Consider the following 26,787-nt stretch of genomic DNA (forward strand, 5'->3'; position numbering starts at 1 on the left):
ACGACGGCCCAGTGGCATGACGACGGCCCCCGCGTTGCGACGGCACCGCCGGTTGTGAGAGGGACGGGAATGAAACCGACCGAGAGTGCCGCCCCGGTCGCACGGCCCCAGGGCCGTGCGGCGTTCGTGGGCATCACCTCCGGGCTGCCCGGAGCGCTGGTGGGCATCGCCGCCGTCGTGCTCGCCGCCGGGCTGTACCGGACGCTCAGCTCCGGCCAGGGCCTCTTCCCCGGCGGAGGCGCCGGCTGGTCCCTCGCCGTCCTCACCGGGCTCATCGTCGGCCATCTGGTCGCGCTCGGCCGCGACCGCTGGTGGGGCGGCACCGGCTCCGGCGCCGCCCTCACCCTGGCCGTCCTGCTGCTCTACGGCTGGGTGCCCGCCTGTCTCGTCTCCCTCTCCGTCGTCGTGCTCGTCGCCGCCGCCCGCCGGCACCGCTGGCGGCACGGCCTGCTGCACGGCGCCGTGGACGTGATCGGCGCCTGCGCCGCCGCCCTCGTCCTCGCCACCTTCGGCGACGTCCCGACCGTCGCCGACCCCTGGCGGCCCCTCGACTGGGGGATCGCCGACGTGCCGGAAGTGGTGCTCGCCGCCGTCGCCTACCTCGTGGTGACCCGACTGCTGCTGTGGTACGCGCTCGCCCCCCAGGGCGGCACCCTGCCCACCGCGGCCCGCACCGCCCTGGTCCGCCAGGGCCTGGTCGCCGTCGCGCTGCTCGGCATCGCCCCCCTCATCTGCGTGGTCGCCGTCGCCCACCCCGCGCTGCTGCCGCTCTTCGTCGTCCCGCTGATCGCCCTCGACTCCACCCTGTGGATCGCCCGCGCCCGCGCCGAGGAACAGCTGCGCGACCCGCTCACCGGACTGCCCAACCGCCAGTGGCTCCTGGAGCGCACCTGGACCGCCCTGGAGGAGGCCGAGGGCGAGGGCGTCCGCTCCGCGCTCGTCCTCATCGACCTCGACCGCTTCCGCTCGGTCAACGACACCCTCGGGCACCTCGCCGGCGACCGGCTGCTCCTCCAGATCGCCGAACGGCTCCGCCTCGCCCTGCCCCGCGGCGCCGAGGCCGCCCGGCTCGGCGGCGACGAGTTCGCCGTCCTGCTGCCCACCGCCGACTCCACCACCAGCGCCCAGCGCGTCGCCCGCCACCTCGTCGCCGAACTCTCCTCGCCGCTCGACCTCGACGGGCTCACCCTCGTCCTGGAGGCCAGCGCCGGCGTCGCCGTCTTCCCCGAGCACGCCCTCGACGCCGAGGGCCTCCTGCGCCGTGCCGACGTGGCGATGTACCAGGCCAAGCGGGACCGCACCGGCGTCGAGGTGTACGAGTCGAAGCGCGACTCCAACACCCCCGACCGCCTCGGCCTCCTCGGCGACCTGCGCCGCGCCCTCGACGCCGGCGACGTCGAACTGCACTACCAGCCCAAGGTCCGCTTCGACGGCCAGGTCGCCGGCCTGGAGGCCCTGGTCCGCTGGGTCCACCCCGAGCGCGGCAAGGTCCCGCCGGACGAGTTCATCGCCATCGCCGAGTCCTCCGGCCTCATGCCCCACCTCACCGAGTACGTCCTGGAGACCGCCCTCGCCCAGGTGGCCCGCTGGCGCGCCCAGGGCCTCAACGTGCCGGTCGCCGTCAACGTCTCCCCGCGCGACGTGCACACCCCCGGTTTCGCGGGCGCCGTCGCCGCCCGGCTCGCCCGGCACGGCGTACCCGCCGGGGCGCTCCAGCTGGAGATAACGGAGCACGTCCTCCTGGAGGACCCGCAGCGGGCCGCCGACACCATGGCCGGGCTCACCGGGCACGGCGTCAAGATGTCGCTCGACGACTTCGGTACGGGCTACTCCTCCCTCGTACACCTGCGCCGCCTCCCGGTGAGCGAGCTGAAGATCGACCGTTCCTTCGTCGCCCGGCTCGCCGTCGACAACGAGGACGCCGAGATCGTCCGCTGCACCGTCGACCTCGCCCACTCCCTGGGCCTGCTCGTCGTCGCCGAGGGCGTCGAGGACGACGAGACCTGGGAGCGGCTGCGCGACCTGGGCTGCGACGCGGTCCAGGGCTGGCTGGTCGCCGCCGCCATGCCGCCCGGCGAGGCCACCGCCTGGCTCCGCGCCCGCGGCGAGCACGGCTGGCGCCGCCCCTCGGAGATCGCGGCGGCGGCCGCGGCCGCCGCCGTGGAGGCCGACCACCCGTCGGGCCACGTGGTGCAGTGACGTCACTTTCCCCGTGGCGAGGGGGTGATCCGAGCGGGGAAACCGCCCCCTTCGCCGGGCGGCGCCGCTCCCCGCTTCGGCGGGGATGCCCCTCCATGTTCGTGAGGGCGGCCCGCGCCCCATAGGATTGCGGTACATCCACAAGACTCACCCCTGAGGATCTCTGCATGCCTGGCATCACGCGCGAGGAGGTCGCCCACCTCGCACGGCTGGCGCGTCTGGAACTCGCCGACGGAGAGCTCGACCACTTCGCCGGTCAGCTCGACGACATCATCGGCGCGGTCGCCCGCGTCTCCGAGGTCGCCGACCAAGACGTACCGCCGACCTCCCACCCGCTGCCGCTGACCAACGTCATGCGCGCGGACGAGGTCCGTCCGTCGCTCACCCCCGAGCAGGCGCTCTCCGGCGCCCCGGCCCAGGAGCAGCAGCGTTTCAAGGTGCCGCAGATCCTGGGGGAGGACTAAGAAGTCATGACGGACAACATCATCATCAAGCTCACCGCCGCCGAGATCGCGGCGAAGATCGCCTCCGGCGAGCTCACCGCCGTCCAGGTCACCGAGGCCCACCTGGCCCGGATCGAGGCCGTCGACGAGAAGGTCCACGCCTTCCTGCACGTCGACCGCGAGGGTGCGCTGGCGCAGGCCCGTGCCGTGGACGAGAAGCGTGCCCGCGGCGAGAAGCTGGGCCCGCTCGCCGGTGTCCCGCTCGCGCTGAAGGACATCTTCACCACCCAGGGCATCCCGACCACGGTCGGCTCCAAGATGCTCGAAGGGTGGATCCCGCCCTACGACGCGACCCTCGTCAAGCGGCTGAAGGCCGCCGACGTGGTCATCCTGGGCAAGACCAACATGGACGAGTTCGCGATGGGCTCCTCGACGGAGAACAGCGCGTACGGCCCGACCGGCAACCCGTGGGACCTCACCCGGATCCCCGGCGGCTCCGGCGGCGGCTCCTCGGCCGCGCTCGCCGCGTACGAGGCCCCGCTCGCCATCGGCACGGACACCGGCGGCTCCATCCGCCAGCCCGCCGCCGTCACCGGCACGGTCGGCGTCAAGCCGACCTACGGCGCGGTCTCCCGCTACGGCATGGTGGCCTTCTCGTCCTCCCTGGACCAGGGCGGCCCCTGTGCCCGTACGGTCCTCGACGCGGCCCTGCTGCACGAGGCCATCGCCGGGCACGACCCGCTCGACTCGACCTCCATCGACGCGCCGGTCCCGCCGGTCGTCGAGGCGGCCCGCAACGGCTCGGTCGCCGGGATGCGCGTCGGCGTCGTCAAGCAGTTCCGCGGCGAGGGCTACCAGGCCGGTGTCGTGCAGCGCTTCGACGAGTCCGTCGAACTGCTGAAGTCGCTGGGCGCCGAGATCGTGGAGCTGGACTGCCCCACGTTCGACCTCGCGCTCTCCGCGTACTACCTGATCGCTCCGTCGGAGTGCTCCTCCAACCTGGCCCGTTTCGACGGTCTGCGCTACGGCCTGCGCACCGGCGACGACGGCACCCGGTCCGCCGAGGACGTCACCGCGCTCACCCGCGAGGCCGGTTTCGGCCCCGAGGTGAAGCGCCGCATCATCCTCGGTACGTACGCGCTGAGCTCGGGCTACTACGACGCCTGGTTCGGCTCGGCCCAGAAGGTCCGCACGCTCATCACCCGCGAGTTCGAGGCGGCGTTCGAGCAGGTCGACGTGATCGTCTCCCCGACGACCCCGACCACCGCCTTCGCGATCGGCGAGCGCGCCGACGACCCGATGGCGATGTACCTCGCGGACCTGTGCACCATCCCGACCAACCTGGCGGGCAACTCCGCCATGTCGCTGCCCTGCGGCCTCGCGCCGGAGGACGGCCTGCCGGTCGGCCTGCAGATCATCGCCCCCGCCCTGAAGGACGACCGGCTCTACAAGGTCGGTGCCGCCGTCGAGGCCGCCTTCGTGGAAAAGTGGGGCCACCCGCTGCTCGAGGAGGCTCCGTCGCTGTGAGTACCAGTGCACTGCAGAAGGCCAAGGGCTTCAAGAAGTCCAGGACCGGCACGTACCTGTCGATGGGCACCACCGCTTTCGGCGCCCTGAGCGTGGCGAAGCAGGTCAAGAAGGCGCGCGCCGAGCACGACACGCTGAAGCTGGTCGACGCCGTCGTGTCCGCCGCCGCCATCGTCACCGGCCTCGCGATCCTGTACCGCGAGCTGAAGCGCCTCGGCGACGACGACGTCCTGCTGGGCTGAGAGGGAAGTTCCACCGTGACTGTCACTGAACTGCTGTCGTACGAAGCGGCGCTCGCCACGTACGACCCCGTCATGGGCCTTGAGGTCCATGTCGAGCTGGGCACCAAGACCAAGATGTTCTGCGGATGCTCGACCGAGCTCGGCCAGGACGCCAACACGCAGACCTGCCCGACCTGCCTCGGTCTGCCGGGCGCGCTGCCGGTCGTCAACGCGATCGGCGTCGAGTCCGCCATCAAGATCGGTCTCGCGCTGAACTGCGAGATCGCCGAGTGGTGCCGCTTCGCCCGGAAGAACTACTTCTATCCGGACATGCCGAAGAACTTCCAGACCTCCCAGTACGACGAGCCCATCGCCTTCGACGGCTACCTGGACGTCCAGCTGGAGGACGGCGAGATCTTCCGCGTGGAGATCGAGCGCGCCCACATGGAGGAGGACACCGGCAAGTCCACCCACATCGGTGGCGCGACCGGCCGCATCCACGGCGCCTCGCACTCGCTGCTCGACTACAACCGGGCCGGCATCCCGCTCATCGAGATCGTCACCAAGCCGATCGTCGGTGCGGGCGAGCGTGCTCCCGAGGTCGCCAAGGCGTACGTCGCGGAGCTGCGCGAGCTGATCCGTGCCCTGGGCGTCTCCGAGGCGCGCATGGACAAGGGCCAGATGCGCTGCGACGTCAACCTGTCGCTGATGCCGAAGGGTTCGAGCACCTTCGGTACGCGTTCGGAGACGAAGAACGTCAACTCGCTGCGCTCCGTGGAGCGGGCGGCGCGCTTCGAGGTCCAGCGCCACGCGGCCGTCCTGCAGTCCGGCGGCTCGATCCTGCAGGAGACCCGTCACTTCCACGAGGACGACGGCAGCACCACCTCCGGCCGGATCAAGGACAACGCCGAGGACTACCGCTACTTCCCCGAGCCGGACCTGGTCCCGGTCGCCCCGGCCCGTGCCTGGGTCGAGGAGCTCCGGGCGGCTCTGCCGGAGCTGCCGCGGGTGCGCCGCAACCGGCTGCGCGAGGAGTGGGGCGTGTCCGAGCTGGACATGCAGGCCATCCTCAACGCGGGCGCGGTCGACCCGATCGTCGCCACGACCGAGGCGGGCGCCGACGCGGCGTCGGCGCGGAAGTGGTGGATGGGCGAGCTGGCCCGCAACGCCAACGAGCAGGGTGTCGCGCTCGACGAGCTCCCGATCACCCCGGCGGACGTCGCCCGCGTGTCGGCCCTGGTCGCCTCCGGCGACCTGAACGACAAGCTGGCCCGCCAGGTCATCGAGGGCGTCCTCGCCGGCGAGGGCACCCCGGACGAGGTCGTCGAGAAGCGCGGCCTGAAGGTCGTCTCGGACGACGGCGCGCTCGGCACGGCCGTCGACGAGGCCATCGCGGGCAACGCGGCCATCGCCGACAAGATCCGCGGCGGCAAGGTCGCGGCGGTCGGCGCACTGGTCGGCGCGGTCATGAAGGCCACGCGCGGTCAGGCCGACGCGGCGCGCGTGAAGGACCTGATCCTGGAGAAGCTGGGCGTCAGCGAGGGCTGATCCGGCTTTCCCGTACGGGCACGTGGGCGCCCCGCACCGGAGCTTCGGCTTCCGGGCGGGGCGCCCTGTCGTGTGCGGAGGCCGTGTGGATACGATCGCGCAGATCAGCAGGTGATCTTCCTGCCGCCTTCACATCCGAACCGTACGGGGGAACGCATGTCCGCCTCTCGCAGAGCCCTGGCACTCGTGGCCACGGGTTGTCTGTCCCTGATAGGCCTCCAGGCCGGTCCGCTCGCGGCGGAGGCCGCCGCGGCCACCGACAGCGGCCAGTTCCAGGGAGTCAACTGGGCCGACCCGCGGGACAACTACGCGAGCGACGAGCTGGTCCTGTCGGGTCTGTCGAAGACCGACGACTTCCCGACCACCTACGCCAAGTCCGCCGCGATCGTCGGCCAGTTCCAGAGCAAGTTCGGCGTGAACACGGTCCGGATGCCCGTCAACCCGGCCACCGTCAACGGCTCGTACTGGCAGTCGTACACGGGAGCCATCGACGCCGCCGTGCACAAGGGCGCCAAGGTCCTGCTCGGCTACTGGGAGGCCCCGGAGACGAAGGACGGGCGGATCGACGACCAGGCGTCGTACGACGCCATGTGGTCGACGATCATCGCCAAGTACGGCGACTCCCGCCAGGTCTACTTCGAGCCGATGAACGAGCCGTTCGGCTACTCGGCCGCGCAGTGGACCGACGTGGCCGCGCGCTGGCTGACCGACCACGGCCAGAACATCGCGCGCGAGCGCGTCTTCGTCGGCGGCTCCGGCTACAGCGAGGACGTGCGCCCGGTGTGCGCCGACTCCCGCCTGGCCGGCACCCACCTCTCCCTGCACCACTACGGCTTCTGGCACGGCGACTGGAAGGACCGCGCCCAGTGGGCGGCCGACCTGCGCACCAAGGTCGGCGGCTGCGCCTCCCGTACGGTCCTCACCGAGTTCGGCGCCAACCTGGCCAGCGGCCTCGACTACAACGGCCCGACGAACGGCTCCCACGAGATCGCCTACCTCCAGGGCGACACGGACACCCTGCGCGAGCTCGGCATGGGCTCGGTCTACTGGCCGGGGCTGCGCAACGGCGACTGGTACAGCCTCACCGAGCTCCAGGGCACCGGTACGGACCTGACGCTGCGCACCACCAACCAGTCCGCCGCCGACCGGCTCGCCTGGGCCTGGTTCGGCACCGGCCGTCCGTCCGTCGCGAACGGCGTGCTGCGCGGTGTCGGTTCCGGCCACTGCCTGGACGTGCCCGGCGCCTCGAAGGAGGCCGGCAGCTCGCTGATCGTCTGGTGGTGCACCGCCGGCTCGGCCAACCAGCAGTGGGCGTACACCCCCGAGAAGGAGCTGCGCGTCTACGGGAACATGTGCCTGGACGCGGACCACGGCACGCGCGCACTGATCATCTGGTACTGCAACGGCGGTGACAACCAGAAGTGGAACCTCAACGCCGACGGCACGGTGACCAACCAGTTCAACGGGATGAACCTGGACGTCTCCGGCGAGGCCACCGCCCCGGGCAGCTCGGTCGCCCTCTGGTACGGCAACAGCGGCTCGAACCAGAAGTGGCAGCGGTCCTGACCTGACGCGCGGGCGCTCCGGCGCTCAGTGAACGAACGCGGGCTTCTCCGCGGGCCTGAGCCCGCGGCGGAGCCCGCGTCTCATGAGGCGGCCCATCGGACGCTCGACCCAGCGGTGGATGCCGTAGGAGAGCAGCAGCACGGCGGTGGTGGTGACGGCCAGGTTGCCCCAGTGGCCGAGCGTCGGGACGTGGTGGGTGAGGCCCTTGGCGAGCGGGATGCCGATGCTCACGTGCAGCAGGTAGAACGGGTAGGTGAGCGCGCCGGCGGTGACGAGCCAGCGGTGGCGCACGTGCCGCAGCGGGCCGAGCGTGGCCAGCATCAGCACGCCGAGGAACGCGGTGAGGAGCAGGGCGCTCAGCGTCCAGGAGACCGTGTTCCCGGTGCCGGACGTGGCGAGGTGCCAGTTCACCCGGATCTGGAGCACGCTGAGCTGGTAGGCCCAGGCGAGGCCCATCACGGTCCACAGCATCAGGTTCTGCCCGAAGCGGCACATCAGGTAGAGCACGATCCCGGCGACGAAGAGGCCCGCGTAGGTGCTCAGGACGAACTGGTCGAGCAGGGTGATCCGCTGGGAGTGGGTGACGAAGGCGGCGACCAGCCACACGGTGCAGAAGCCCAGCATCCGCTCGTACGTGGCGCCGAACTTCAGCACGAGGACCATGAGCAGGTAGAAGCGGGCCTCGACGTCGAGGGTCCAGGCGACGCCGTTGAGCAGGTCGGTCCTGAGCGGTCCGGGGAACATCGTCAGGTTCGCGACGAGCGCCCGGGGGTGGAGCATGGTCCCCGGGTCCTCGGTCTGCAGGGGGATCAGCGCGACCCGTACGCAGATCAGCAGCAGCACGAACCAGTACGCCGGGAACAGCCGGGAGATCCGCGAGACGGCGAACTCGCCCGGGGTGCGGCCCCAGGCGCTCATGCAGATGACGAATCCGCTGATGAGGAAGAACATCTCGACGCCGAGCCAGCCGTACATCGCGGCCCGGTGCACGAGGTACGCGAAGACCTTCGGCGACTCGCCCCAGGTGGCCGTCCTCGGCGTGCCGAGGAAGTGGAACGCCGCGACCGTGAGCGCGGCGACCAGGCGCAGTCCGTCGACCACGGCCAGCCGGGGCGGCCCGGCCGGAGCTCCGACGGGGGGCCCGGCAGGGCGTGCGGACCCGCGGGACGGGGTCTGTTCGTCCGGGACCACGGGTCGTTCACTCGTACGTGTGGCGTTCATGTGTTCCTCACCGATCGGTTGCCCCCGTACGACCCGTGGCCCCGGCGGATGGTTGTCCGAGTGCCGCAAGTGGCTGAAAATCGCTTGGACTCATGCGGTGTTCCGTTGGACGTTCACCGTCCTGCCCTCGCCGGGCCTTCTCTCCGTCATCCGGTCTCATTACCGTCCTCGGCGTACCAACCCAATGGATCGAAGAGGAACCATTGGTCGTCAGGTCCTCGACTGGGAGGTCGGTCTTGTCCACGGAGATGAACCGGGAGCTGTCCCGCAGGAGGCTTCTCGCGCTGGGTGGCGGTGCTCTCGGCGTCGCCGCCGCGGGATCGCTGCTGCCGCCTTCGCTGCAGGCCGCGATGGCCGCCGAGCCGGCGCCCGGGGGGCTGTCGGCGGTGCGGCACGTCGTGATCCTGATGCAGGAGAACCGGTCCTTCGACCACTACTTCGGCACCCTGCGCGGTGTCCGCGGATTCGGCGACCGCAATGCCATTGAACTGCCCTCCGGCAAGCCCGTCTTCGAGCAGCCCGCCGCGGCCGGACAGACCGTGCTGCCGTTCCCCGTCCGCGGGGCCGCCGAGACGCAGAAGAAGGACCTCCAGTACATCGGCGACCTCGACCACTCCTGGGGCGGCGGCGGGAAGGCCTGGCGCGGGGGGTGGATGGACGGTTGGGTTTCGGCCAAGACCGCGGCCACCATGGCGTACTACGACCGGCGCGACATCCCGCTGCACTACGAACTCGCCGACACCTTCACCATCTGCGACGCCTACCACTCCTCGATCCACACCTCCACCAGCCCCAACCGCAACCACCTCTGGTCCGGCTGGACCGGCCACGAGGCCGACGGCAGCCGCGCCGTCACCAACGCCGCCTACGCGGAGGGCACCCACCCCGGCTACGGCTGGTCCACCTACGCCGAGCGGCTCGAAGCCGCCGGGCGCAGCTGGAAGACGTACACCGAGTGGGAGAACTTCACCGACAACAACATCGAGTTCTTCACCAGCTTCAAGAAGATCGCCCGCAAGGCGCTCGCCGGCACCGGCGGCCACACCTTCATGGAGTCCTTCTACGCCGCCGTCCGCGACACCGACGACCTCGCCGAGCGGACCCGCCTGCTCGGACTCCTGGAGGAGGGCGTCGCGACCCTCACCGACGCCGAGCGCTCCCTCTTCGAGCGCGGTCTCCGCCGGGTCGAGTCCGGCACCCTCGCCGACGCCTTCCGCGCCGACGTCGCCGCCGGGACGCTCCCCGAGGTCTCCTACCTCGTGCCCTCCGCGGTCGACTCCGAGCACCCCGGCTCCTCCTCGCCGGTGGCCTCGGCCTCCCTCGTCTACAAGGTCCTCGACGCGCTCGGCGCCCACCCCGAGGTCTGGCGCCACACCGTCGTGCTGATCAACTACGACGAGAACGACGGCTTCTTCGACCACGTGCCCCCGCCCGTCCCGGCCGCCGACGACCCCGCCGGCGACGCCGAGCGATGGAACGGCCAGCCCACCGGCCTCGGCATCCGGGTCCCGCTGCTGGTCGTCTCCCCGTGGTCGGTCGGCGGCTTCGCCTGCTCCGAGACCTTCGACCACACCTCCGTGATCCGCTTCCTGGAACGGCTGACCGGGGTCCGGGAGCCCAACATCACCCCCTGGCGCCGGAGCGTCACCGGCGACCTCACCTCCGCCTTCGACTTCCGGCGCACCCGCAGGCAGCCGCCCGTCGAGCAGCCCGGGCCCGTCCCGCCCTTCACCGGCCGCTGGCGCCCCCAGCCGCCGGCGGTGCAGTCCATGCCCGTCCAGGAGCCCGGCACGCGCCCGGCGCGCCCGCTGCCGTACCAGCCGGACGCCTCGGCCACGGTGGGCGAGGGCACCGTCACCGTCGCACTGCGGAACACCGGCAGGGCCGGCGCGCACTTCGCGCTCTACCCGTACGCGGGCGAGTTCGCCGTCCCGCAGCACCGGGACGTCAGGGGCACGGCGCAGTGGGCGGTCCCCCTCGCGGGGGACCGGTACCGCTTCACGATCACCGGCCCCAACGGCTTCCGCCGCGAGTTCGAGGGCCCCGCCGCCGGGCGCGCCCAGCTCGCCTCCCGCGTCGACCACCACGACCGTGACCTGCACCTCACCGTCCGCAACGACTCCGCGGCCCCGGTCTCCTTCACCGTCCGGCCGCTCGGGTACGTGGACCCCGAGGACCTCCGCGGCGGCAGCCGCTGGACCCGCACCGTCACGGTCAAGCCCGGCCGGACCCGTACGGTCGTGCACTCCGCCGCCGACGCCCAGGGCTGGTACGACGTCGAGGTGACCGGACCCGACGGCTTCCGCCGGCGCCTCATGGGCCACATAGAGAACGGGCGCCCCAGCGTCTCGGGGTAGCGGGGGCCGGGAGACCGCCCCGGGCACGGCCGACCGTCCATGAGGGGTCGGGACCTCGGTCCCGACCCCTTCCGGGCAGGCTGTGAGGATCGCCACGAAACGGTCAAACGATCACTTTTGGCTGTAACAGTGGGGCCAGTACCGATCCACCCAGGGAGCGCGTCCGTTGGCAGCCATCGCACGGTGGTGCATCAAGCACCGCCTCGTCGCCGTTCTCCTCTGGCTCCTCGCCCTCGGCGGGACCGTGACCGGAGCGGCGATCGCCGGCAGCGCGTACTCCAACGACTACGAGGTCCCCGGCACCGAGTCCGGCCGGGCCACCGCCCTGCTCGAACAGGGCTTCCACGGCGCCGGCGGGGACAGCGACACCATCGTCTGGCACACCGACCGCGGCAGCGTCCGCGCCGCCGGCGTCGAGCAGCGGATGACCGCCATGCTCGACAAGGTCGCCGAGCTCCCCGGCATCGCCTCCGTCGCCTCCCCGTACGGCCCCGCCCAGGGCCAGATCAGCGAGGACGGGCGCACCGCCTACGCCACCGTCACCTTCGACGCGCAGGCCGACGACATCCCCGAGAGCGAGGCCAAGGCCCTCGTCGACACCGCCAGGGCCGCCGCCACCGACGACGTCCAGGTCGCGCTCGGCGGCAGTGCCGTCGCCCTCACCGAGGCCCCCGGCGGACACGTCGCCGAGGCCGTCGGCGTGATCGTCGCCGCCGTCGTCCTCTTCGTCGCCTTCGGCTCGCTCGCCGCCTCCGTCCTGCCCATCGCGACCGCCCTGGTCAGCGTGGGCACCGCCTACTCCGGCATCGTGCTCCTCGGGCACCTCATGACGGTCGCCGACTTCGCCCCGATGCTCGGCATGCTCATCGGCCTCGGCGTGGGCATCGACTACGCGCTGTTCATCGTCACCCGGCACCGCAAGGGCCTCAAACGCGGCCTGCCCGTGCCCGAGGCCGCACGGATCGCCGTCGCCACCACCGGCCGCGCCGTGGTCTTCGCGGGCGCCACCGTCTGCATCGCCCTGCTCGGCATGCTCATCCTGCGGCTCAGCTTCCTCAACGGCGTCGCCATCGCCGCCTCCCTGACCGTGGTGCTCACGGTCGCCGCCTCCGTCACCCTGCTGCCCGCGCTGCTCTCCCTCATCGGGATGCGCGCCCTCAGCCGCAGGGAACGCCGCCACCTCGCCGAACACGGCCCCCAGCCCGAGCTGCCCACCGGCTTCGCCGCCCGCTGGTCCGCCTTCGTCGAGCGCCACCCCAAGCTGCTCGGCGCGGTCGCCGCCGTCGTCATGCTGGTGCTCGCGCTGCCGACCTTCTCCCTCCACCTCGGCACCTCCGACCAGGGCAACAACCCCGCCACCGCCACCACCCGGCAGGCCTACGACCTGCTCGCCGACGGCTTCGGGCCCGGCGTCAACGGGCCGCTGACCCTCGTCGCCTCGCTCGACGGCGCCGACGCCAAGGTGGCCATGAACGAGCTGCCCGCCACCCTCGCGCACACCAAGGGCGTCGCCTCGGTCTCCCCGGTCACGTACAACAGCAGCGGCGACACGGCCGTCGTCACGGTCGTGCCCGAGTCCTCGCCCCAGTCGAAGGCCACCAGCGAGCTCGTCGACCGCCTCCGCGACGACGTCCTGCCGACCACCGCCGACGGCACCTCGCTCCAGGTCCACGTCGGCGGCGTCACCGCCTCGTACGACGACTTCGCCGAGATCATCGTCGGCAAGCTGCCGCTCTTCGTCGGCGTCGTCATCGCCCTCGGCTGCGTCCTGCTGCTGCTCGCCTTCCGGTCGATCGGCATCCCGCTCAAGGCCGCCGCGATGAACGTCGCCGCCGTCGCCTCCGCCTTCGGCATCGTCGTCGCCGTCTTCCAGTGGGGCTGGGGCACCGAACTCCTGGGCCTCGGCAGCGCCGGCCCGATCGAGCCCTTCCTGCCCGTGATCATGGTCTCGGTGCTCTTCGGGCTCTCCATGGACTACCAGGTCTTCCTGGTCAGCCGGATGTACGAGGAGTGGCTGGAGACCGGCGACAACCGCCGGGCGGTCCGGGTCGGCCTCGCCGAGACCAGCCGCGTGATCAACTCCGCGGCGGTCATCATGATCTCCGTCTTCCTCGCCTTCGTGCTCTCCGGCGACCGCGTGATCGCCATGTTCGGCATCGCACTCGCCGCCGCCGTCGCACTCGACGCCTTCGTCCTGCGCACCCTCCTCGTACCCGCGCTCATGCACATGCTCGGCGGCGCGAACTGGTGGCTGCCCCGCTGGCTCGACCGCCGGCTGCCCCGGATCAGCATCGAGCCCCCGGAGTCCCGGGCCGCCGCCGACGCCCGCGACGCCGATGTCCGCGACGCCGGGCGTGCGAAGATCCCTGCGCAACGAGTGACCGTCCCGCTGACCGAGGAGCAAGACGATGTTCGCGATATCGCTGGGTGACGACGGTGCGGAACTGACCCCGCTGGAGCCCTGGCAGGCCGAAGAACTCCTCGCCCACATGGACCGCGGCCGGGAGTTCATCGGCGCTCACGTCGGCCTGACCGACGTGGTCACCGACCTCGACTCGGCCCGCAGCTACCTCCAGGGGTACGCCGACAAGGCCGCCCGCGACGCCGGCCGGCTCTACGCCATCCGCGTCGACGGCGCGCTGGTCGGAGGCGTCATGTTCCGGATCTTCGACACCCAGAGCGAGATGGCCGAGGCCGGCTGCTGGGTCGAGCCCGGGTACGCGGGCCGGGGCCTGGTCACCCGCGCCTGCCGGGTCATCCTCGACTGGGCGATCGAACAGCGCGGCATCCACCGCGTCGAGTGGCACGTCTCCTCGGAGAACGCCCCCAGCATCGCCGTCGCCCGCCGCCTCGGCATGAGCCGCGACGGCGTCATGCGGGAGAGCTACCCCTACCGCGGCAAGCGCGCGGACATGGAGGTGTGGTCGGTCCTGGCCCACGAATGGCGGGCGGCCAAGGCCTCCTAGGGACGCATCGGGACCTGCCGGGGGGTGCCCTAGGGCCTGTCGTCACACTCCCGTCGTCGCCCGAAGGGCGGCCCCGCGGCGTCTGGTGCGTGCTCTCGGCGTGCCGGGTGGAAGCCCTCGTACTGGACGTACTCGGACTTTCACCCGGTGCGGCGAGAGCGCGTGCCAGGCGTCGCGGGGCAGGCGGGAGTTTGACGACAGGCCCTAGGCCCCCCAAGGCACCCTGGGCGTGCGCCCTAAGGCACCTCAGGCACCGCCTAAGGCCCCCCGTACGCCGAACATGCGGCACTCTCCCCATGTGGCCGCACCCCCTGGGCGAGGAAAGTAGGGGTCATCGCAAGGAGCGATGACCCCACATCCTCAGGGAGCACGACATGTTCGAGTACGAACTCCACCGCATCCACCACGCCGAGCTCGTCCGCGAGGCCGCCGCCGAGCGCCTCGCCCACGAGGCCGCCCGCACCGGCAAGGGCCGACGCTGGGCCCGGAAGCAGGACCCCGAGGGGCGGGTGAACACCGGCCAGGACCGCTTCGCCCGGGCCGCGTGACCCCCTTATGGGTGCGATCACGGACGTCTGTGCGATGCTCGGCGCCGTGGAGACCAAGTCAGTGAGCCCCGTGTTCGTCGGCCGGGCCGGCGAACTCACCGCCCTCACCGAGGCGCTCTCCCGCGCGACCGCGGGAGAGCCCCAGGCCCTGCTCGTCGGGGGCGAGGCCGGGGTCGGGAAGACCCGCCTCATCGAGGAGTTCACCGCACTCGCCCGCACCCAGGGCGCGGTCGTCGCCGTCGGCGGCTGCGTCGAGATCGGCGCCGACGGGCTGCCCTTCGCACCCTTCTCCACCGCCCTGCGCGCGCTGCACCGCCGCCTCCCCGAGGAGCTGGCCGCCGCCGCCGACGGGCACGAGGGCGAACTCGCCCGCCTCCTCCCGGAGTTCGGCGACGTCACCCACCACGAGCCGGCCGCCGAGGACTCCACCGCCCGCCTCTTCGAGCTGACCGTACGGCTCCTGGAGCGCATCGCGGCCGACCGCACCGTCGTCCTCGTCCTGGAGGACCTGCACTGGGCCGACGCCTCCACCCGGCACCTCCTCGCCTACCTCTTCCGCACCCTGCACCGCGGCCGCATCGTGGTCGTCGCCACCTACCGCGCCGACGACATCCACCGCCGCCACCCGCTGCGCCCGCTCCTCGCCGAACTGGACCGGCTGCGCTCCGTCCGGCGCATCGAGCTCGCCCGCTTCACCCGCACCGAGGTGCACCGCCAGCTCACCGGCATCCTCGCCGCCGAACCCAGCCCCGTCGTCCTCGACGAGGTCTTCGAACGCTCCGACGGCAACGCCTTCTTCGTCGAGGAGCTCATCGCCTCCCACGAGTGCGGCACCGCCCTCGGCTCCCTCAGCGAATCCCTCCGCGACCTCCTCCTGGTCCGCGTCGAGGCCCTGCCCGACGACGCCCAGCGCGTCGTCCGCGTCGTCGCCGAGGGCGGCTCCACCGTCGAGTTCGACCTGCTCGCCGCCGTCGCCCGGCTCGCCGAGGACGAGCTCATCGAGGCCCTGCGCGCCGCCGTCGGCGCCAACATCCTGCACGCCGCGCCCGACGGCGACGGCTACCGCTTCCGGCACTCCCTCGTCCGCGAGGCCGTCAGCGACGACCTGCTGCCCGGCGAGCGCTCCCGGCTCAACCGCCGCTACGCCGAAGCCCTGGAAGAGGACCCCGGCCTCGTCCGCGCCGACGCCCGGGCCAACCGGCTCGCCACGTACTGGTACCACGCCCACGACGCAGCCCGTGCCCTGCCGGCCGTCCTGCGCGCCTCCGTCGAGACCCGCAAGCGCTACGCCTACGCCGAGCAACTGCGGCTGCTCGAACGGGCCATGGAACTCTGGGACGACGCCCCCGCCGACATCCGCCGCGACCTGCGCCCCATGGACTACGCCGAGGCCTACCCTTCCTGCGGCTGCGACCCCGACACCCCGCTGAGCTACCTCGACCTGCTCGCCGAGGCCGCCGTCGCCGCCCGCCTCTGCGGCGAACGCGAACGCGCCCTGAAGATCGGCAAGATGGCCCACCGGCTGCTCGACGGCGCCGAGGACGACGACCCGCTGCGCTCCGCCTGGTTCTGGGTCGAGCGCGCCCGGCTCCAGTCCAACCTCGCCCGCGGCGACGGCTGGGACGAGATCGCCCGCGCCCAGGACCTCGTCCGCGGCCTGCCGCCGTCCGCCGTCCACGCCGTGGTGCTCGCCTTCGCCGCCGGCTGGGGCATGCTCCGCAACCCGGGCGCCGACGCGCTCGCCGCCGCCGAACGGGCCGTCGAGTACGCCCGCCTGGTCAAGGCCGAGGGCACCGAGCTCGCCGCCCGGCTCACCCTCGGCACCATCATGGTCTCCGCCGGAGACATCGAGGACGGGCTCGCCGAGATGCGCGAGGTGGGCGAACGGACCCTGGCGCTCGGCCAGTTCCACGAGGCCTCCCGCGCCGCCGTGAACATCTCCTCCGCCCTGGAGGGACTCGGCCGCTCCCGCGAGGCCGTCGAGGTCGCCACCGCCGGGATCGCCATGGCCCGCTCCCACGGCCTGGTCGACAGCGCCGGCTGGGTCCGCGCCAACCTCGCCGAGTCGCTCCTCTCGCTCGGCGAGTGGGACCGCGTCCAGGAGGAGTGCGAACTGCTGCTGCGCACCGGGGCCGCCGGCTCCAAGCCGGGCGGCACCGCCCTGCTCCAGCTCGCCCACCTCGCCGTCGGGCGCGGTGAGCCGGCCGCGGCCGCCGCCCGCCTCGCCGAGGCCGCCGCCCGCTACGGCACCCGCGACCCGATCCCGCAGTACACGCTGCCCATGACGCACCTGACGACCGCCGTCGCCGCCGCCGAGGGCCGGCTCGCCGACGTCCGCGCCGAGCTCGCCGCGGTGGCCGCGGCCGGCTTCCCGGCCGGCACCCACCGCTACGGCTGGCCGTTGGTCCTCGTCGCCGTCACGGCCGAGGCGGACGCCCGCGGCCTGCCGGCCGCCGCCGAGGGCCGCGCCGCCGCCCTGGACGCGGTACGCCGCTGCGTCCGGTCGCTGGCCGCCCAGGCGCCCGTGTGGCAGGCCTACGGCCTCCAGGTCTCCGCCGAGCTGGCCCGCGCCGAGGGCCGGGACACCGCCGAGCGCTGGGCCGAGGTCGTCGCCGCCTTCGCGGAGCTGGACCGGCCCCACGAGCTGGCCCGGGCCCGGCACCGGCTCGCCGACGCGCTGCTCGCCGAGGGCGGCCGGCGCGAGGAGGCCGCCGCCCCGATGCGCGAGGCCCACGCCACCGCCGTACGCCTCGGGGCGCATCCGCTGCGCGAGGACGTCGAGCTGCTCGCCGCCCGCGCCCGCCTCCCGCTGCGGGCTCCCGAGGGGGCCGACGGCCCTGCGGAGCCGGAGGACGAGGCCGCGGACGCCTTCGGGCTCACCCCGCGCGAGCAGGACGTGCTGCGGCTGGTCGCCGAGGGGCGGACCAACCGCCGGATCGCCGAGGAGCTGTTCATCTCACCGAAGACGGCGAGCGTCCACGTCTCCAACATCCTCGCCAAGCTGGGCGTCGCCGGACGGGGCGAGGCGGCCGCCCTGGCGCACCGCCTGCGCCTCCTGGAGCCGACCGGCTAGGAGGCCGTGTCCCGGTCGCCGGCCTCCCGGTCGTCCGCCGAGGGGGAGGGCTCCCCGGCGGCGCCGGGCAGGCGCATCACGACCTTGCCGGAGGTGAGGTCTATCGGGCCCTTGTGGGGGTCCGCGTCGCCCATGTCCTCCCTGGTCAGGGCGAGCCGCTGCCGCTCGTCGTCGGTGTGCTTGCGGCCCGGCGCGAACAGCTCTTCCATCAGGTTGAACATCCGCCTCGCCTTCCTACCCGACCTCCAGCCGGAGGATCTTGTCGTCACCGGGCCCGGGGGTGCCCCGGGTGTCGGTCTCACTGGTCACGAGCCAGAGCCGGGTGCCGCCCCCGGTCGCCAGGACCGTGCGCAGCCGCCCGTACTCACCCGTCAGGAACGCCTCGGGCTCTCCGGAACGTTCCGCTCCGGAGAGCGGGATGCGCCACAGTCTCTCGCCCCGGAGTCCGGCCATCCAGACCGCCCCCCGCGCGTACGCGATCCCGCTGGGCGACGCGTCGGCGGTACGCCACTGGGCGACCGGGTCCGTGTACCCGGACCGGCCCGCACGGCCCTCCACCACCGGCCAGCCGTAGTTCTTCCCCGGCTCGACCAGGTTCAGCTCGTCCCAGGTGTTCTGCCCGAACTCGGACGCCCACAGCCGCCCGGCCGGGTCCCAGGCCAGGCCCTGGACGTTCCGGTGCCCGTACGAGTAGACGACGGAGCCCGGGAAGGGGTTGCCCGGCGCCGGGCGGCCCTCCGGGGTCATCCGCAGGACCTTCCCGCCGAGCGAGCCCCGGTCCTGGGCGAGCCCGGTCCGCCCGGTCTCGCCGGTTCCCGCGTACAGCATCCCGTCCGGCCCGAAGGCGATCCGCCCGCCGTTGTGGATCACCCCCTTGGGGATGCCGGCGAGCACCGGCTCGGGGGCGCCGAGCCGGTCACCCGGCCCGCCCTCGTACCGCATGCGGACGATCCGGTTGTCCGTCGCCGAGGTCAGGTAGGCGTACACCCAGCCGTCCCGCACGGCGAGGCCGAGCAGCCCGCCCTCGCCGCCCGGCACCACCCCGGGCACCACGCCGAGCGCGGTCTTCCGGCCGGTCCGGGCGTCGACCCGGGTGACGGTCCGCTCGTCGCGCGAGGAGACGAGCAGGTCACCGCCGGGCAGCTCGGCGAGCCCCCACGGCGACTTCAGGTCCTCGGTGAGCACCCCCGCGACGCGCGGCGCCCCCGGGGACGCGGCCGACGACGACGCGGCAGGCGGGGCGGACGAGGAGGGCGGGGCGGGCGCCCGTCCCGCGTCCCCGCCCGACGACGAGCACCCTGCGGTCAGCAGCAGGACGGCGACGGCCCCCGCCGCACCTCCCACGACGGTTCGACCTCGATCTCGGCCCATGATCCGGTCCCTTCCGGCGACGGTCTCCCCCTTGATACACCGCCGGAGACGCGTCCCGGTCCGCGCCGGGTGGGTCGGCCCCACGATCCCAGGGCCCGCCGGCGGCACGGCGCCCCCTACTGGAGACGGACGCGGGGCCCGGGGGAGTTCCCGGTCCGCCCGCCCGGACCGCGGTTCCGCGCCGTGCGGGTCAGTCCCACGACCCCCGCGCCGCCGGCAGCGCGGCGATCTCCGCCAGGTCGGCCTCGTCGAGCCTCAGCTCCGCCGCCCGCGCGTTCTCCACGGCCCACCGCTCGTGCTTCGCGCCCGGGATCGGCACCACGTGCCGGCCGCGGCCCAGCACCCACGCCAGCGCCACCTGCGCCGGGGTGACGCCGTCGCCGTGCCGTGCCGCCACCCGCCGCAGGCCGACGAGCAGCGGCTGGTTGGCCGCCATCATCTCGGCCGTGAAACGCGGATGCCGGGCCCGCAGGTCGTCCTCCTCGAAGCCGCCGCCCGGCGTGAGCGTCCCGGTCAGGTAGCCGCTGCCCAGCGGCATCGCGGCGAGGAAGCCCACGCCCCGCGTCGCGCACCAGGGCAGCAGCCGCTCCAGGGCCTCCGGCGCCCAGACCGAGAGCTCGGCCTCGACCGTCGCGACGGGGAAGACCTGCTGGATCCGCTCCAGTTGCCGGATCGTTCCCTCATAGCCGCCACCCGTCCGGCCCCGCCGGGTCGCCCGCGCGCCCACCGCGCACAGACCGAGCGCCCGCACCTTGCCCGCCCGCACCAGCTCGGCCATGGCGCCCCAGGTCTCCTCGACCGGCACCTCCGGGTCGGCGCGGTGCAGCTGGTAGAGGTCGATCACATCGGTCTGGAGCCGCCGCAGCGACGCGTCGCAGGCCCTGCGCACGTACCCGGGACGCCCGTTGGCCACGATGTGCTGGTCGCCGCCGACGAGCAGCCCGCACTTCGTCGACACGAAGACGTCCGCCCGGCGCTCCTTCAACACCCGCCCCAGCAGAAGCTCGTTGGTGAACGGACCGTACATGTCGGCGGTGTCGAGCAGACTGGTCCCGGCGTCCAGCGCCGCGTGCACCGTCCGCAGCGAGCGGTCTCCCCGCCGCTGCGACCCGCTGTACGCCCAGTGCATCGGCATGCATCCGAGGCCCACCGCACCCACATCGAGCGCCGCCGCCCCGATCGTCCTGCGCTCCACCTGCCGGTACCCCTCCCTCTGCCACCCCCAAAGTAACCAATCGCGCGCGGGATTCTTCGCATAGCCTCCCGGTCATGACGTTCGATGACACCGCCGCTGACGTGTGGCTTCCGATTCCCGCGGACGAGATCGAGGGACTTCCCGAGCCGGGCGCGTCGGGCCTGAACTACCGTTTCTGGGACGGCGGGCCGGAATTCCCGGCCGATCCCGCGCACTGCGCCTTCTACGTCGTCCCGTACATGAAGGGCGAGGAGGTCGCGGTGCGCCCGCTCGCCGGGATGACCTCGGTCCGGGCCGTGCAGACGCTCTCGGCCGGAATCGACCACGTGACGCCCGGCCTCGACCGGCTGCGCCCCGGCGTCCGGCTGTGCAACGCCAAGGGCGTCCACGAGGCGAGCACCGCCGAACTCACCCTCGCCCTGATCCTCGCCTCGCTGCGCGGCATCCCCGGCTTCGTCCGCGGCCAGGACGCCGAGGAGTGGCGGGCCGGCTTCTACCCGGCGCTCGCCGACAAGTCGGTGCTGATCGTCGGATACGGTTCGATCGGCGCCGCCATCGAGGACCGGCTCGCCCCCTTCGAGTGTGCGCGGGTCGTGCGCGTCGCGCGCTCCGCACGTGCCACCGAGCGCGGTCCCGTACACCCGATGACCGAACTGCCCGCGCTGCTGCCCGAGGCCGACGTGGTCGTGCTCTCCACACCGCTCACCCCGGCCACCCGGCACCTCGCCGACGCCGGGTTCCTCGCCCGGATGAAGGACGGAGCGCTGCTGGTCAACGTGGCCCGCGGCCCCGTGGTGGACACGGCCGCGCTCCTGAAGGAGGTCGAGAGCGGCCGGATCACCGCGGCGCTCGACGTCACCGACCCGGAGCCGCTGCCCGCCGGACACCCGCTGTGGCACGCCCCCGGCATCCTGATCAGCCCCCATGTCGGCGGCTCCACCTCGGCGTTCATGCCGCGCGCGAAGCGCCTGATGGCGGCGCAGCTCACCCGGTTCGCGGCCGGTGAGGAGCTCGCGAACCTGGTCCTGACCACCTGAGACGCGCGCCCCCGGTGCGCGGCGGCCGCGAGCTCCGCACCCCGTCACGGAGAGTACTGCGACCCTGTCCCTGAGTGACGATCCTGGTGTATCGTCCCGGAGCGGGGGACTGCGTCGAGAACGGGCAGACGCTGGGGAGCGAAGTGACGGGACACCAGATTCCGAGGGGGGTGACGGGTGGAGCGCGGCCGAGCGAGCGACGATCCGACGCGGCGGGGCCGACGGCCCACCCGTGCCCCACAGCCGCCCTGCCGGACCAGCCGGGCCCCGGCCGGCCCGCCGCGACCGGCCCCGGCGGGGACGGCCGCGCAGGCACCGAAGCCCCCGCCGTCCCCGTGCCCCGCACGGGCGGCGACCCGGCCCCGCCGCAAGGCGGCGACCGCGCGCCGGACGCCGGTGAGGGACCCGGCCGGGTCCCCGCCCCCTGCGCCGAGGACCCCGCGGCCTCCTGCGGTCATGCCGTGCCGCGTCCCGACACACAGACCGACAGCCTCTGCGGCCCCGGCGCGCACGGGCACCCCGGCGAGAGCCCGGAGCTCCCGGTGAGCGCGCCCGGGACGCTCGTCCGGCAGCGGCCCGTGAGCGGCCGGACCGGCCTCCGGCCCGGGGCCGGCCGGCCCGCGCCGGGGCAGGGCCGCCCGGGGCCCGGGGTCGGGGGAGTGCTCACCCAGATCGGGCTCGGCCTGGTCTGCGGCGGATACGCCACCGGCGCCGCCCTCGGCTGGGGCTCCGAGGAACTCGCCCTCGTCATGGGCGACTTCGGGCTGAGCGCCGCCGCCCTCGCCGCCGCCGTCTCCTGCTTCCTCTACGCCCGCGGCCATCGCGGCAGCTTCCGCCCCGCGTGGCTCCTCTTCGCCTTCTCGTCCTTCATGGCCGCCGTCGGCAACGGCGTCTGGGGCTGGTACGAGGTCGTGCTCGACCGCGAGGTGCCCACCCCCTCGCTGGCCGACCTCTGCTTCCTGCTCTTCGCGCCGCCCGCCATCGTCGGCCTGCTCGTCCTCGCCAAGAAACCCGTGACCCGGGCCGGCTGGGTCTGCCTGGCGCTCGACGCCTGGCTCATCGGCGGATCCCTGCTCACCCTCTCCTGGAGCCTCGCCCTCGCGCACACCGCGCGCGTGGAGGCTGCCGAGGGCGAGAGCGTCGCCCGCGCCGCGCTCTCCCTCGCGTACCCGCTCCTGGACATCGTCCTCGTCAGCATGGTGCTGGCCCTCCACTTCCGCCGCTCCCACATCAACCGCTCGGCGATCAACACCGCCATCGCGGCCCTCGCGCTCACCGTGCTGTGCGACGCCCTGTTCACCTCACCGCTGCTGCGCGAGCACTACAGCTCCGGCCAGATCCTCGACGCCGGCTGGTTCGCCGGCTCCCTGCTGCTCGCCTACGCGCCCTGGGGCGCCCGCCGCACCGTGGACCCGGCCGCCGCCCGCGCCCGGCATCCGCACAGCCGCCCCCTCGCCGGGTCGCTCGCCGCCCTCACGCCGTACCTCGCGGCGGCGGTCTGCACGCTCGGCATCCTGTACAACGTCGTCGAGGGACGCAGAGTGGACCGCGTGGTCGTCCTCACCGGCTGCACGGTCGTGCTCGCCCTGGTCCTGCGGCAGGGCATCATGCTGCTCGACAACATCGCCCTCACCCACGAACTGGCCCAGAAGGAGAACCACTTCAGGTCCCTCGTGCAGGGCTCCAGCGACGTCATCATGATCGCCGCGCCCACCGGGATACTCCGCTACGTCAGCCCCGCCGCCTCCGGGGTGTACGGCCGCGAGGCGGAGGAGCTGATCGGCTCCGAGCTGGCCTCCCTCATCCACCCCGAGGACCTCGGCGGCGTCGTCCACGAAGTGCGCCGCTTCCTCGCCGCACCGCCCTCCGAGGAGCCCACCACCCGGATCGAGTGCCGCTTCCGCTCCGGCCGCGGCGACTGGCTCAACGTCGAGTCCACCGTCAACCGGCACCAGGGCGGTCTGATCTTCAACAGCCGGGACGTGACCGACCGCGTCCGCCTCCAGGCCCAGCTCCGGCACAACGCCGAGCACGACCCGCTGACCGACCTGCCCAACCGCGCGCTGTTCACCGAGCGGGTCCGCGGAGCCCTCAGCGGCCGCCGCGCCTCCGACCCCGGCACCGCCGTGCTCTTCATCGACCTCGACGGCTTCAAGGGCGTCAACGACCGCCTCGGCCACCAGGCCGGCGACGAGCTCCTGGTGCAGGCCGCCCGTCGCCTCCAGGACTCCGTACGGGCCGGCGACACCGCCGCCCGGCTCGGCGGCGACGAGTTCGCCGCGCTCATCCTCGGCGACGGCAACCGGGACCGGGCCGCCCGCGAGTGCCAGGTGCACGAGATCGCCGACCGGCTGCGCCTCACGCTCTCCCAGCCGTACCGCGTCGACGCCGCCAACGAGGTGCGGGTCGCCGCCTCCATCGGCGTCGCCTTCGCCGAGCCCGGCATCGGCGCCGGCGACCTGCTGCGCAACGCCGACCTCGCCATGTACCGCGCCAAGGCCGCCGGCAAGAACCGCGTCGAGCTCTACGCCCCGCAGATGCAGGCCGAGGTCGTCCGCCGCACCGAGCTCGCCGCCCGGCTGCGCACCGCGCTGCACGACGGCGAGTTCGCGCTGCTGCACCAGCCCGTCGTGGACCTCGGCACCGGCCGGATCGCGGCCGTCGCCGCCCAGGCCCGCTGGCGCTCCGCCCAGGGCATCCTGTTCACCCCGGCCGAGTTCCTGCGCGTCTCCGACGGCAGCGAGCGCAGCGCCGAACTCGGTCGCTGGCTCCTCGAAGAAGCCGTCGAGCAGGCCGCCGAACGCGCGGGCATCGGACACCGCACCCCCGTCACCGTCCGGCTCTCCGCACGCCGGCTGCTCGACCGCTCCCTGCCGCTCGGCTCCGTCGAGGCCCTGCTGACCCGGCACGGGCTGCCCTCCGGCTCCCTCGTCATCGAGCTGGCCGAGAGCGACCCCCGGGACCCCCGGGTCAACTTCGACGAGCTGGAGCAGCGCCTCGCCGCCCTGCGCCGCCTCGGCGTGAAGATCGCCCTGGACGGATTCGGCAGCGGACACGCCGCCATCAACGCCCTGCGCCGCCTCCCCGTCGACATACTGAAGCTGGACCGGGGCCTGGTCGAAGGCATCGTGGAATCGGCCAGGCTGCGCAAGATCACCAGCGGGCTGCTGCGGATCGCCGGCGACCTCGGCATGCAGTCCGTGGCCGAGGGCGTGGACGTGCCCGAGCAGGTGCTCGCCCTGCGCTCGATGGGCTGCACCCATGGTCAGGGCATGGCCTTCGCGGGCCCGCTGGACGAGTACCGGCTGCGCCGGGCCCTGGTGCGGGACGAGTACCCGCTGCCCGGACCCGTCCCGGTGAGTGTCGGAAACCGTCCCCCGATCCGGTCACATACTGAGACGCCCGTCCCACCCACTTGACAGTGACTGTGCGTCGGGGAGAGGGTCAGTGCCATGCGCACCCGAATTCTCGTACTTGGAAAGCGCGTCGGCTGAGGCAGGGCCAGAGAAGGCCCGCCTGTAAACGCACCCGACGCGCTCCCCTCGCTTGCCTCCCGGCACGAGGGGTTTTTTGTTGCACCGACTCCCCCCGAAGTCGTAACGAACCCCCGCAAAACGCCTCGCACACCACCTCGCACCAACCCTCTGCTTCGAGAAGAGAATGCTGATGACCGAGCAGGCCACCGGGCACCATCCGCAGCCGCGGCCCCGTAACGGCGCGCAGCCCGCCACCACCGTCGAGCACGTCACGGGTGCGCAGTCCCTCATCCGCTCTCTCGAGGAAGTGGGCGCCGACACCGTCTTCGGCATTCCGGGCGGAGCGATCCTCCCCGCGTACGACCCGATGATGGACTCGAAGCGGGTGCGACACGTCTTGGTCCGGCACGAGCAGGGCGCGGGCCACGCCGCCACCGGTTACGCGCAGGCCACCGGCCGGGTCGGCGTCTGCATGGCGACCTCGGGCCCCGGTGCCACCAACCTGGTCACGCCGATCGCCGACGCCCACATGGACTCCGTCCCGCTGGTCGCGATCACCGGCCAGGTCTCCTCCAAGGCGATCGGCACGGACGCCTTCCAGGAGGCGGACATCTGCGGCATCACGATGCCGATCACCAAGCACAACTTCCTGGTCACCAAGGCCGAGGACATCCCGCGGACGATCGCCGAGGCCTTCCACATCGCCTCCACCGGCCGCCCGGGCCCGGTCCTGGTCGACATCGCCAAGGACGCCCTCCAGGCGAAGACCACCTTCAGCTGGCCGCCCACCACGGACCTGCCCGGCTACCGCCCGGTGACCAAGCCGCACGCCAAGCAGATCCGCGAGGCCGCCAAGCTGATCACCAGCGCCAAGCGCCCCGTCCTCTACGTCGGCGGCGGCGTCCTGAAGGCCGGCGCCACCGCCGAGCTGAAGGTCCTCGCGGAGCTCACCGGCGCCCCGGTCACCACCACCCTGATGGCGCTGGGCGCGTTCCCCGACAGCCACCCGCTGCACGTGGGCATGCCGGGCATGCACGGTGCGGTCACCGCCGTCACCGCGCTGCAGAAGGCCGACCTGATCGTCGCCCTCGGTGCCCGCTTCGACGACCGCGTCACCGGCAAGCTGGACAGCTTCGCCCCGTACGCCAAGATCGTCCACGCCGACATCGACCCGGCCGAGATCGGCAAGAACCGCGTCGCCGACGTCCCGATCGTCGGTGACGCCCGCGAGGTCATCGCCGACCTGGTCCAGGCCGTCCAGGCCGAGCACAGCGAGGGCCACCGCGGCGACTACACCGCCTGGTGGAGCGACCTCAACCGCTGGCGCGAGACCTACCCGCTCGGCTACGACCTGCCGGACGACGGCAGCCTCTCGCCGCAGCAGGTCATCCAGCGCATCGGCGAGCTCGCCCCCGCCGACACCATCTACGCGGCCGGCGTCGGCCAGCACCAGATGTGGGCCGCCCACTTCATCAACTACGAGCGCCCGGCCACCTGGCTGAACTCCGGCGGCGCCGGGACGATGGGCTACGCGGTCCCGGCCGCGATGGGCGCCAAGGCGGGCATGCCGGACCGTCCGGTCTGGGCGATCGACGGCGACGGCTGCTTCCAGATGACCAACCAGGAACTGGTCACCTGCGCGCTGAACAACATCCCGATCAAGGTCGCCATCATCAACAACGGCGCCCTCGGCATGGTCCGCCAGTGGCAGACCCTGTTCTACAACCAGCGCTACTCCAACACGGTGCTGCACTCCGGCCCGGACGACGTCAACCCGGGGGCGCGGGGCACCCGCATCCCGGACTTCGTCAAGCTGTCCGAGGCCATGGGCTGTGTCGCGCTGCGCTGCGAGGACCCTGCCGACCTGGACAAGGTCATCGAGCAGGCCAACGCCATCAACGACCGCCCGGTCGTGGTCGACTTCATCGTCCACGAGGACGCCCAGGTCTGGCCGATGGTCGCCGCCGGCACCTCCAACGACGAGGTCATGGCCGCCCGGGGCGTCCGCCCCGACTTCGGCGACGGCGAAGACGACTGAC

18 protein-coding genes are annotated in these 26,787 nt (G+C 72.9%); 14 read left to right on the forward strand and 4 right to left on the reverse strand.

Annotated elements, in window-relative coordinates; genetic code table 11:
- Positions 1–69: 69 nt before the first annotated feature.
- From OG309_RS26635 to OG309_RS26660, 6 genes are all read left to right on the forward strand, one after another.
- On the forward strand, positions 70–2,199 hold the full coding sequence (locus tag OG309_RS26635; protein WP_329424454.1) for a putative bifunctional diguanylate cyclase/phosphodiesterase: 2,130 nt from the start codon (positions 70–72) through the stop codon (positions 2,197–2,199).
- A gap of 167 nt (positions 2,200–2,366) precedes the next feature.
- On the forward strand, positions 2,367–2,663 hold the full coding sequence (gatC, locus tag OG309_RS26640) for an Asp-tRNA(Asn)/Glu-tRNA(Gln) amidotransferase subunit GatC (RefSeq protein WP_329424456.1): 297 nt from the start codon (positions 2,367–2,369) through the stop codon (positions 2,661–2,663).
- 6 nt (positions 2,664–2,669) lie between these two features.
- The gene (gene gatA, locus OG309_RS26645; RefSeq protein ID WP_329424458.1) at positions 2,670–4,169 is read left to right on the forward strand and encodes an Asp-tRNA(Asn)/Glu-tRNA(Gln) amidotransferase subunit GatA; all 1,500 of its coding nucleotides are present in this window, start codon (positions 2,670–2,672) and stop codon (positions 4,167–4,169) included.
- Complete coding sequence (locus OG309_RS26650) at positions 4,166–4,411, forward strand: hypothetical protein (RefSeq protein ID WP_329424459.1); 246 nt, start codon at positions 4,166–4,168, stop codon at positions 4,409–4,411. Before gatA ends, OG309_RS26650 begins: the two co-directional genes overlap by 4 nt.
- Before the next feature lie 15 nt (positions 4,412–4,426).
- Positions 4,427–5,938, forward strand: coding sequence for an Asp-tRNA(Asn)/Glu-tRNA(Gln) amidotransferase subunit GatB (gatB, locus tag OG309_RS26655; protein WP_329424461.1), 1,512 nt, complete (start codon positions 4,427–4,429; stop codon positions 5,936–5,938).
- 156 nt (positions 5,939–6,094) lie between these two features.
- Entirely contained in the window at positions 6,095–7,504 is a 1,410-nt protein-coding gene (locus tag OG309_RS26660) for a ricin-type beta-trefoil lectin domain protein (RefSeq protein ID WP_329424463.1), read from the forward strand.
- 24 nt (positions 7,505–7,528) lie between these two features.
- On the opposite strand, the gene OG309_RS26665 is transcribed toward OG309_RS26660, so the two are convergent.
- On the reverse strand, positions 7,529–8,725 hold the full coding sequence (locus OG309_RS26665) for an acyltransferase family protein (protein WP_329424464.1): 1,197 nt from the start codon (positions 8,723–8,725) through the stop codon (positions 7,529–7,531).
- A 248-nt stretch (positions 8,726–8,973) separates the two neighbouring features.
- On the opposite strand from OG309_RS26665, the gene OG309_RS26670 reads away from it, so the two are divergent.
- The 5 genes from OG309_RS26670 to OG309_RS26690 all read left to right on the forward strand — a co-directional run bounded on the left by OG309_RS26670 (position 8,974) and on the right by OG309_RS26690 (position 17,669).
- The gene (locus OG309_RS26670) at positions 8,974–11,082 is read left to right on the forward strand and encodes a phosphocholine-specific phospholipase C (RefSeq protein ID WP_329428548.1); all 2,109 of its coding nucleotides are present in this window, start codon (positions 8,974–8,976) and stop codon (positions 11,080–11,082) included.
- Between the two features lie 166 nt (positions 11,083–11,248).
- Entirely contained in the window at positions 11,249–13,513 is a 2,265-nt protein-coding gene (locus OG309_RS26675; RefSeq protein WP_329424465.1) for an MMPL family transporter, read from the forward strand.
- Positions 13,491–14,048, forward strand: a complete 558-nt coding sequence (locus OG309_RS26680) for a GNAT family N-acetyltransferase (RefSeq protein WP_329424466.1) — start codon at positions 13,491–13,493, stop codon at positions 14,046–14,048. The genes OG309_RS26675 and OG309_RS26680 overlap by 23 nt, the downstream gene beginning before the upstream one ends.
- A gap of 374 nt (positions 14,049–14,422) precedes the next feature.
- The gene (locus OG309_RS26685; RefSeq protein ID WP_329424468.1) at positions 14,423–14,596 is read left to right on the forward strand and encodes a hypothetical protein; all 174 of its coding nucleotides are present in this window, start codon (positions 14,423–14,425) and stop codon (positions 14,594–14,596) included.
- Positions 14,597–14,603: 7 nt separating this feature from the next.
- Complete coding sequence (locus tag OG309_RS26690; protein WP_329424470.1) at positions 14,604–17,669, forward strand: helix-turn-helix transcriptional regulator; 3,066 nt, start codon at positions 14,604–14,606, stop codon at positions 17,667–17,669.
- Here the strand turns inward: OG309_RS26690 and OG309_RS26695 are convergent.
- The 3 genes from OG309_RS26695 to OG309_RS26705 form a co-directional block, all read right to left on the reverse strand.
- Positions 17,666–17,890, reverse strand: a complete 225-nt coding sequence (locus tag OG309_RS26695) for a DUF6191 domain-containing protein (protein WP_329424472.1) — start codon at positions 17,888–17,890, stop codon at positions 17,666–17,668. The genes OG309_RS26690 and OG309_RS26695 overlap by 4 nt on opposite strands.
- Positions 17,891–17,903: 13 nt before the next feature.
- The gene (locus OG309_RS26700; RefSeq protein WP_329424474.1) at positions 17,904–19,040 is read right to left on the reverse strand and encodes a PQQ-dependent sugar dehydrogenase; all 1,137 of its coding nucleotides are present in this window, start codon (positions 19,038–19,040) and stop codon (positions 17,904–17,906) included.
- 190 nt (positions 19,041–19,230) lie between these two features.
- Complete coding sequence (locus OG309_RS26705) at positions 19,231–20,235, reverse strand: aldo/keto reductase (RefSeq protein WP_329424476.1); 1,005 nt, start codon at positions 20,233–20,235, stop codon at positions 19,231–19,233.
- A 74-nt stretch (positions 20,236–20,309) separates the two neighbouring features.
- On the opposite strand from OG309_RS26705, the gene OG309_RS26710 reads away from it, so the two are divergent.
- From OG309_RS26710 to OG309_RS26720, 3 genes are all read left to right on the forward strand, one after another.
- The gene (locus OG309_RS26710) at positions 20,310–21,272 is read left to right on the forward strand and encodes a 2-hydroxyacid dehydrogenase (RefSeq protein WP_329424478.1); all 963 of its coding nucleotides are present in this window, start codon (positions 20,310–20,312) and stop codon (positions 21,270–21,272) included.
- 659 nt (positions 21,273–21,931) lie between these two features.
- The gene (locus tag OG309_RS26715) at positions 21,932–24,691 is read left to right on the forward strand and encodes a putative bifunctional diguanylate cyclase/phosphodiesterase (RefSeq protein ID WP_402546162.1); all 2,760 of its coding nucleotides are present in this window, start codon (positions 21,932–21,934) and stop codon (positions 24,689–24,691) included.
- Positions 24,692–24,932: 241 nt separating this feature from the next.
- The gene (locus OG309_RS26720) at positions 24,933–26,786 is read left to right on the forward strand and encodes an acetolactate synthase large subunit (protein WP_329424480.1); all 1,854 of its coding nucleotides are present in this window, start codon (positions 24,933–24,935) and stop codon (positions 26,784–26,786) included.
- Position 26,787 lies beyond the last annotated feature (1 nt).

This window comes from Streptomyces sp. NBC_01268 (assembly GCF_036240795.1).
Lineage (GTDB): Bacteria > Actinomycetota > Actinomycetes > Streptomycetales > Streptomycetaceae > Streptomyces.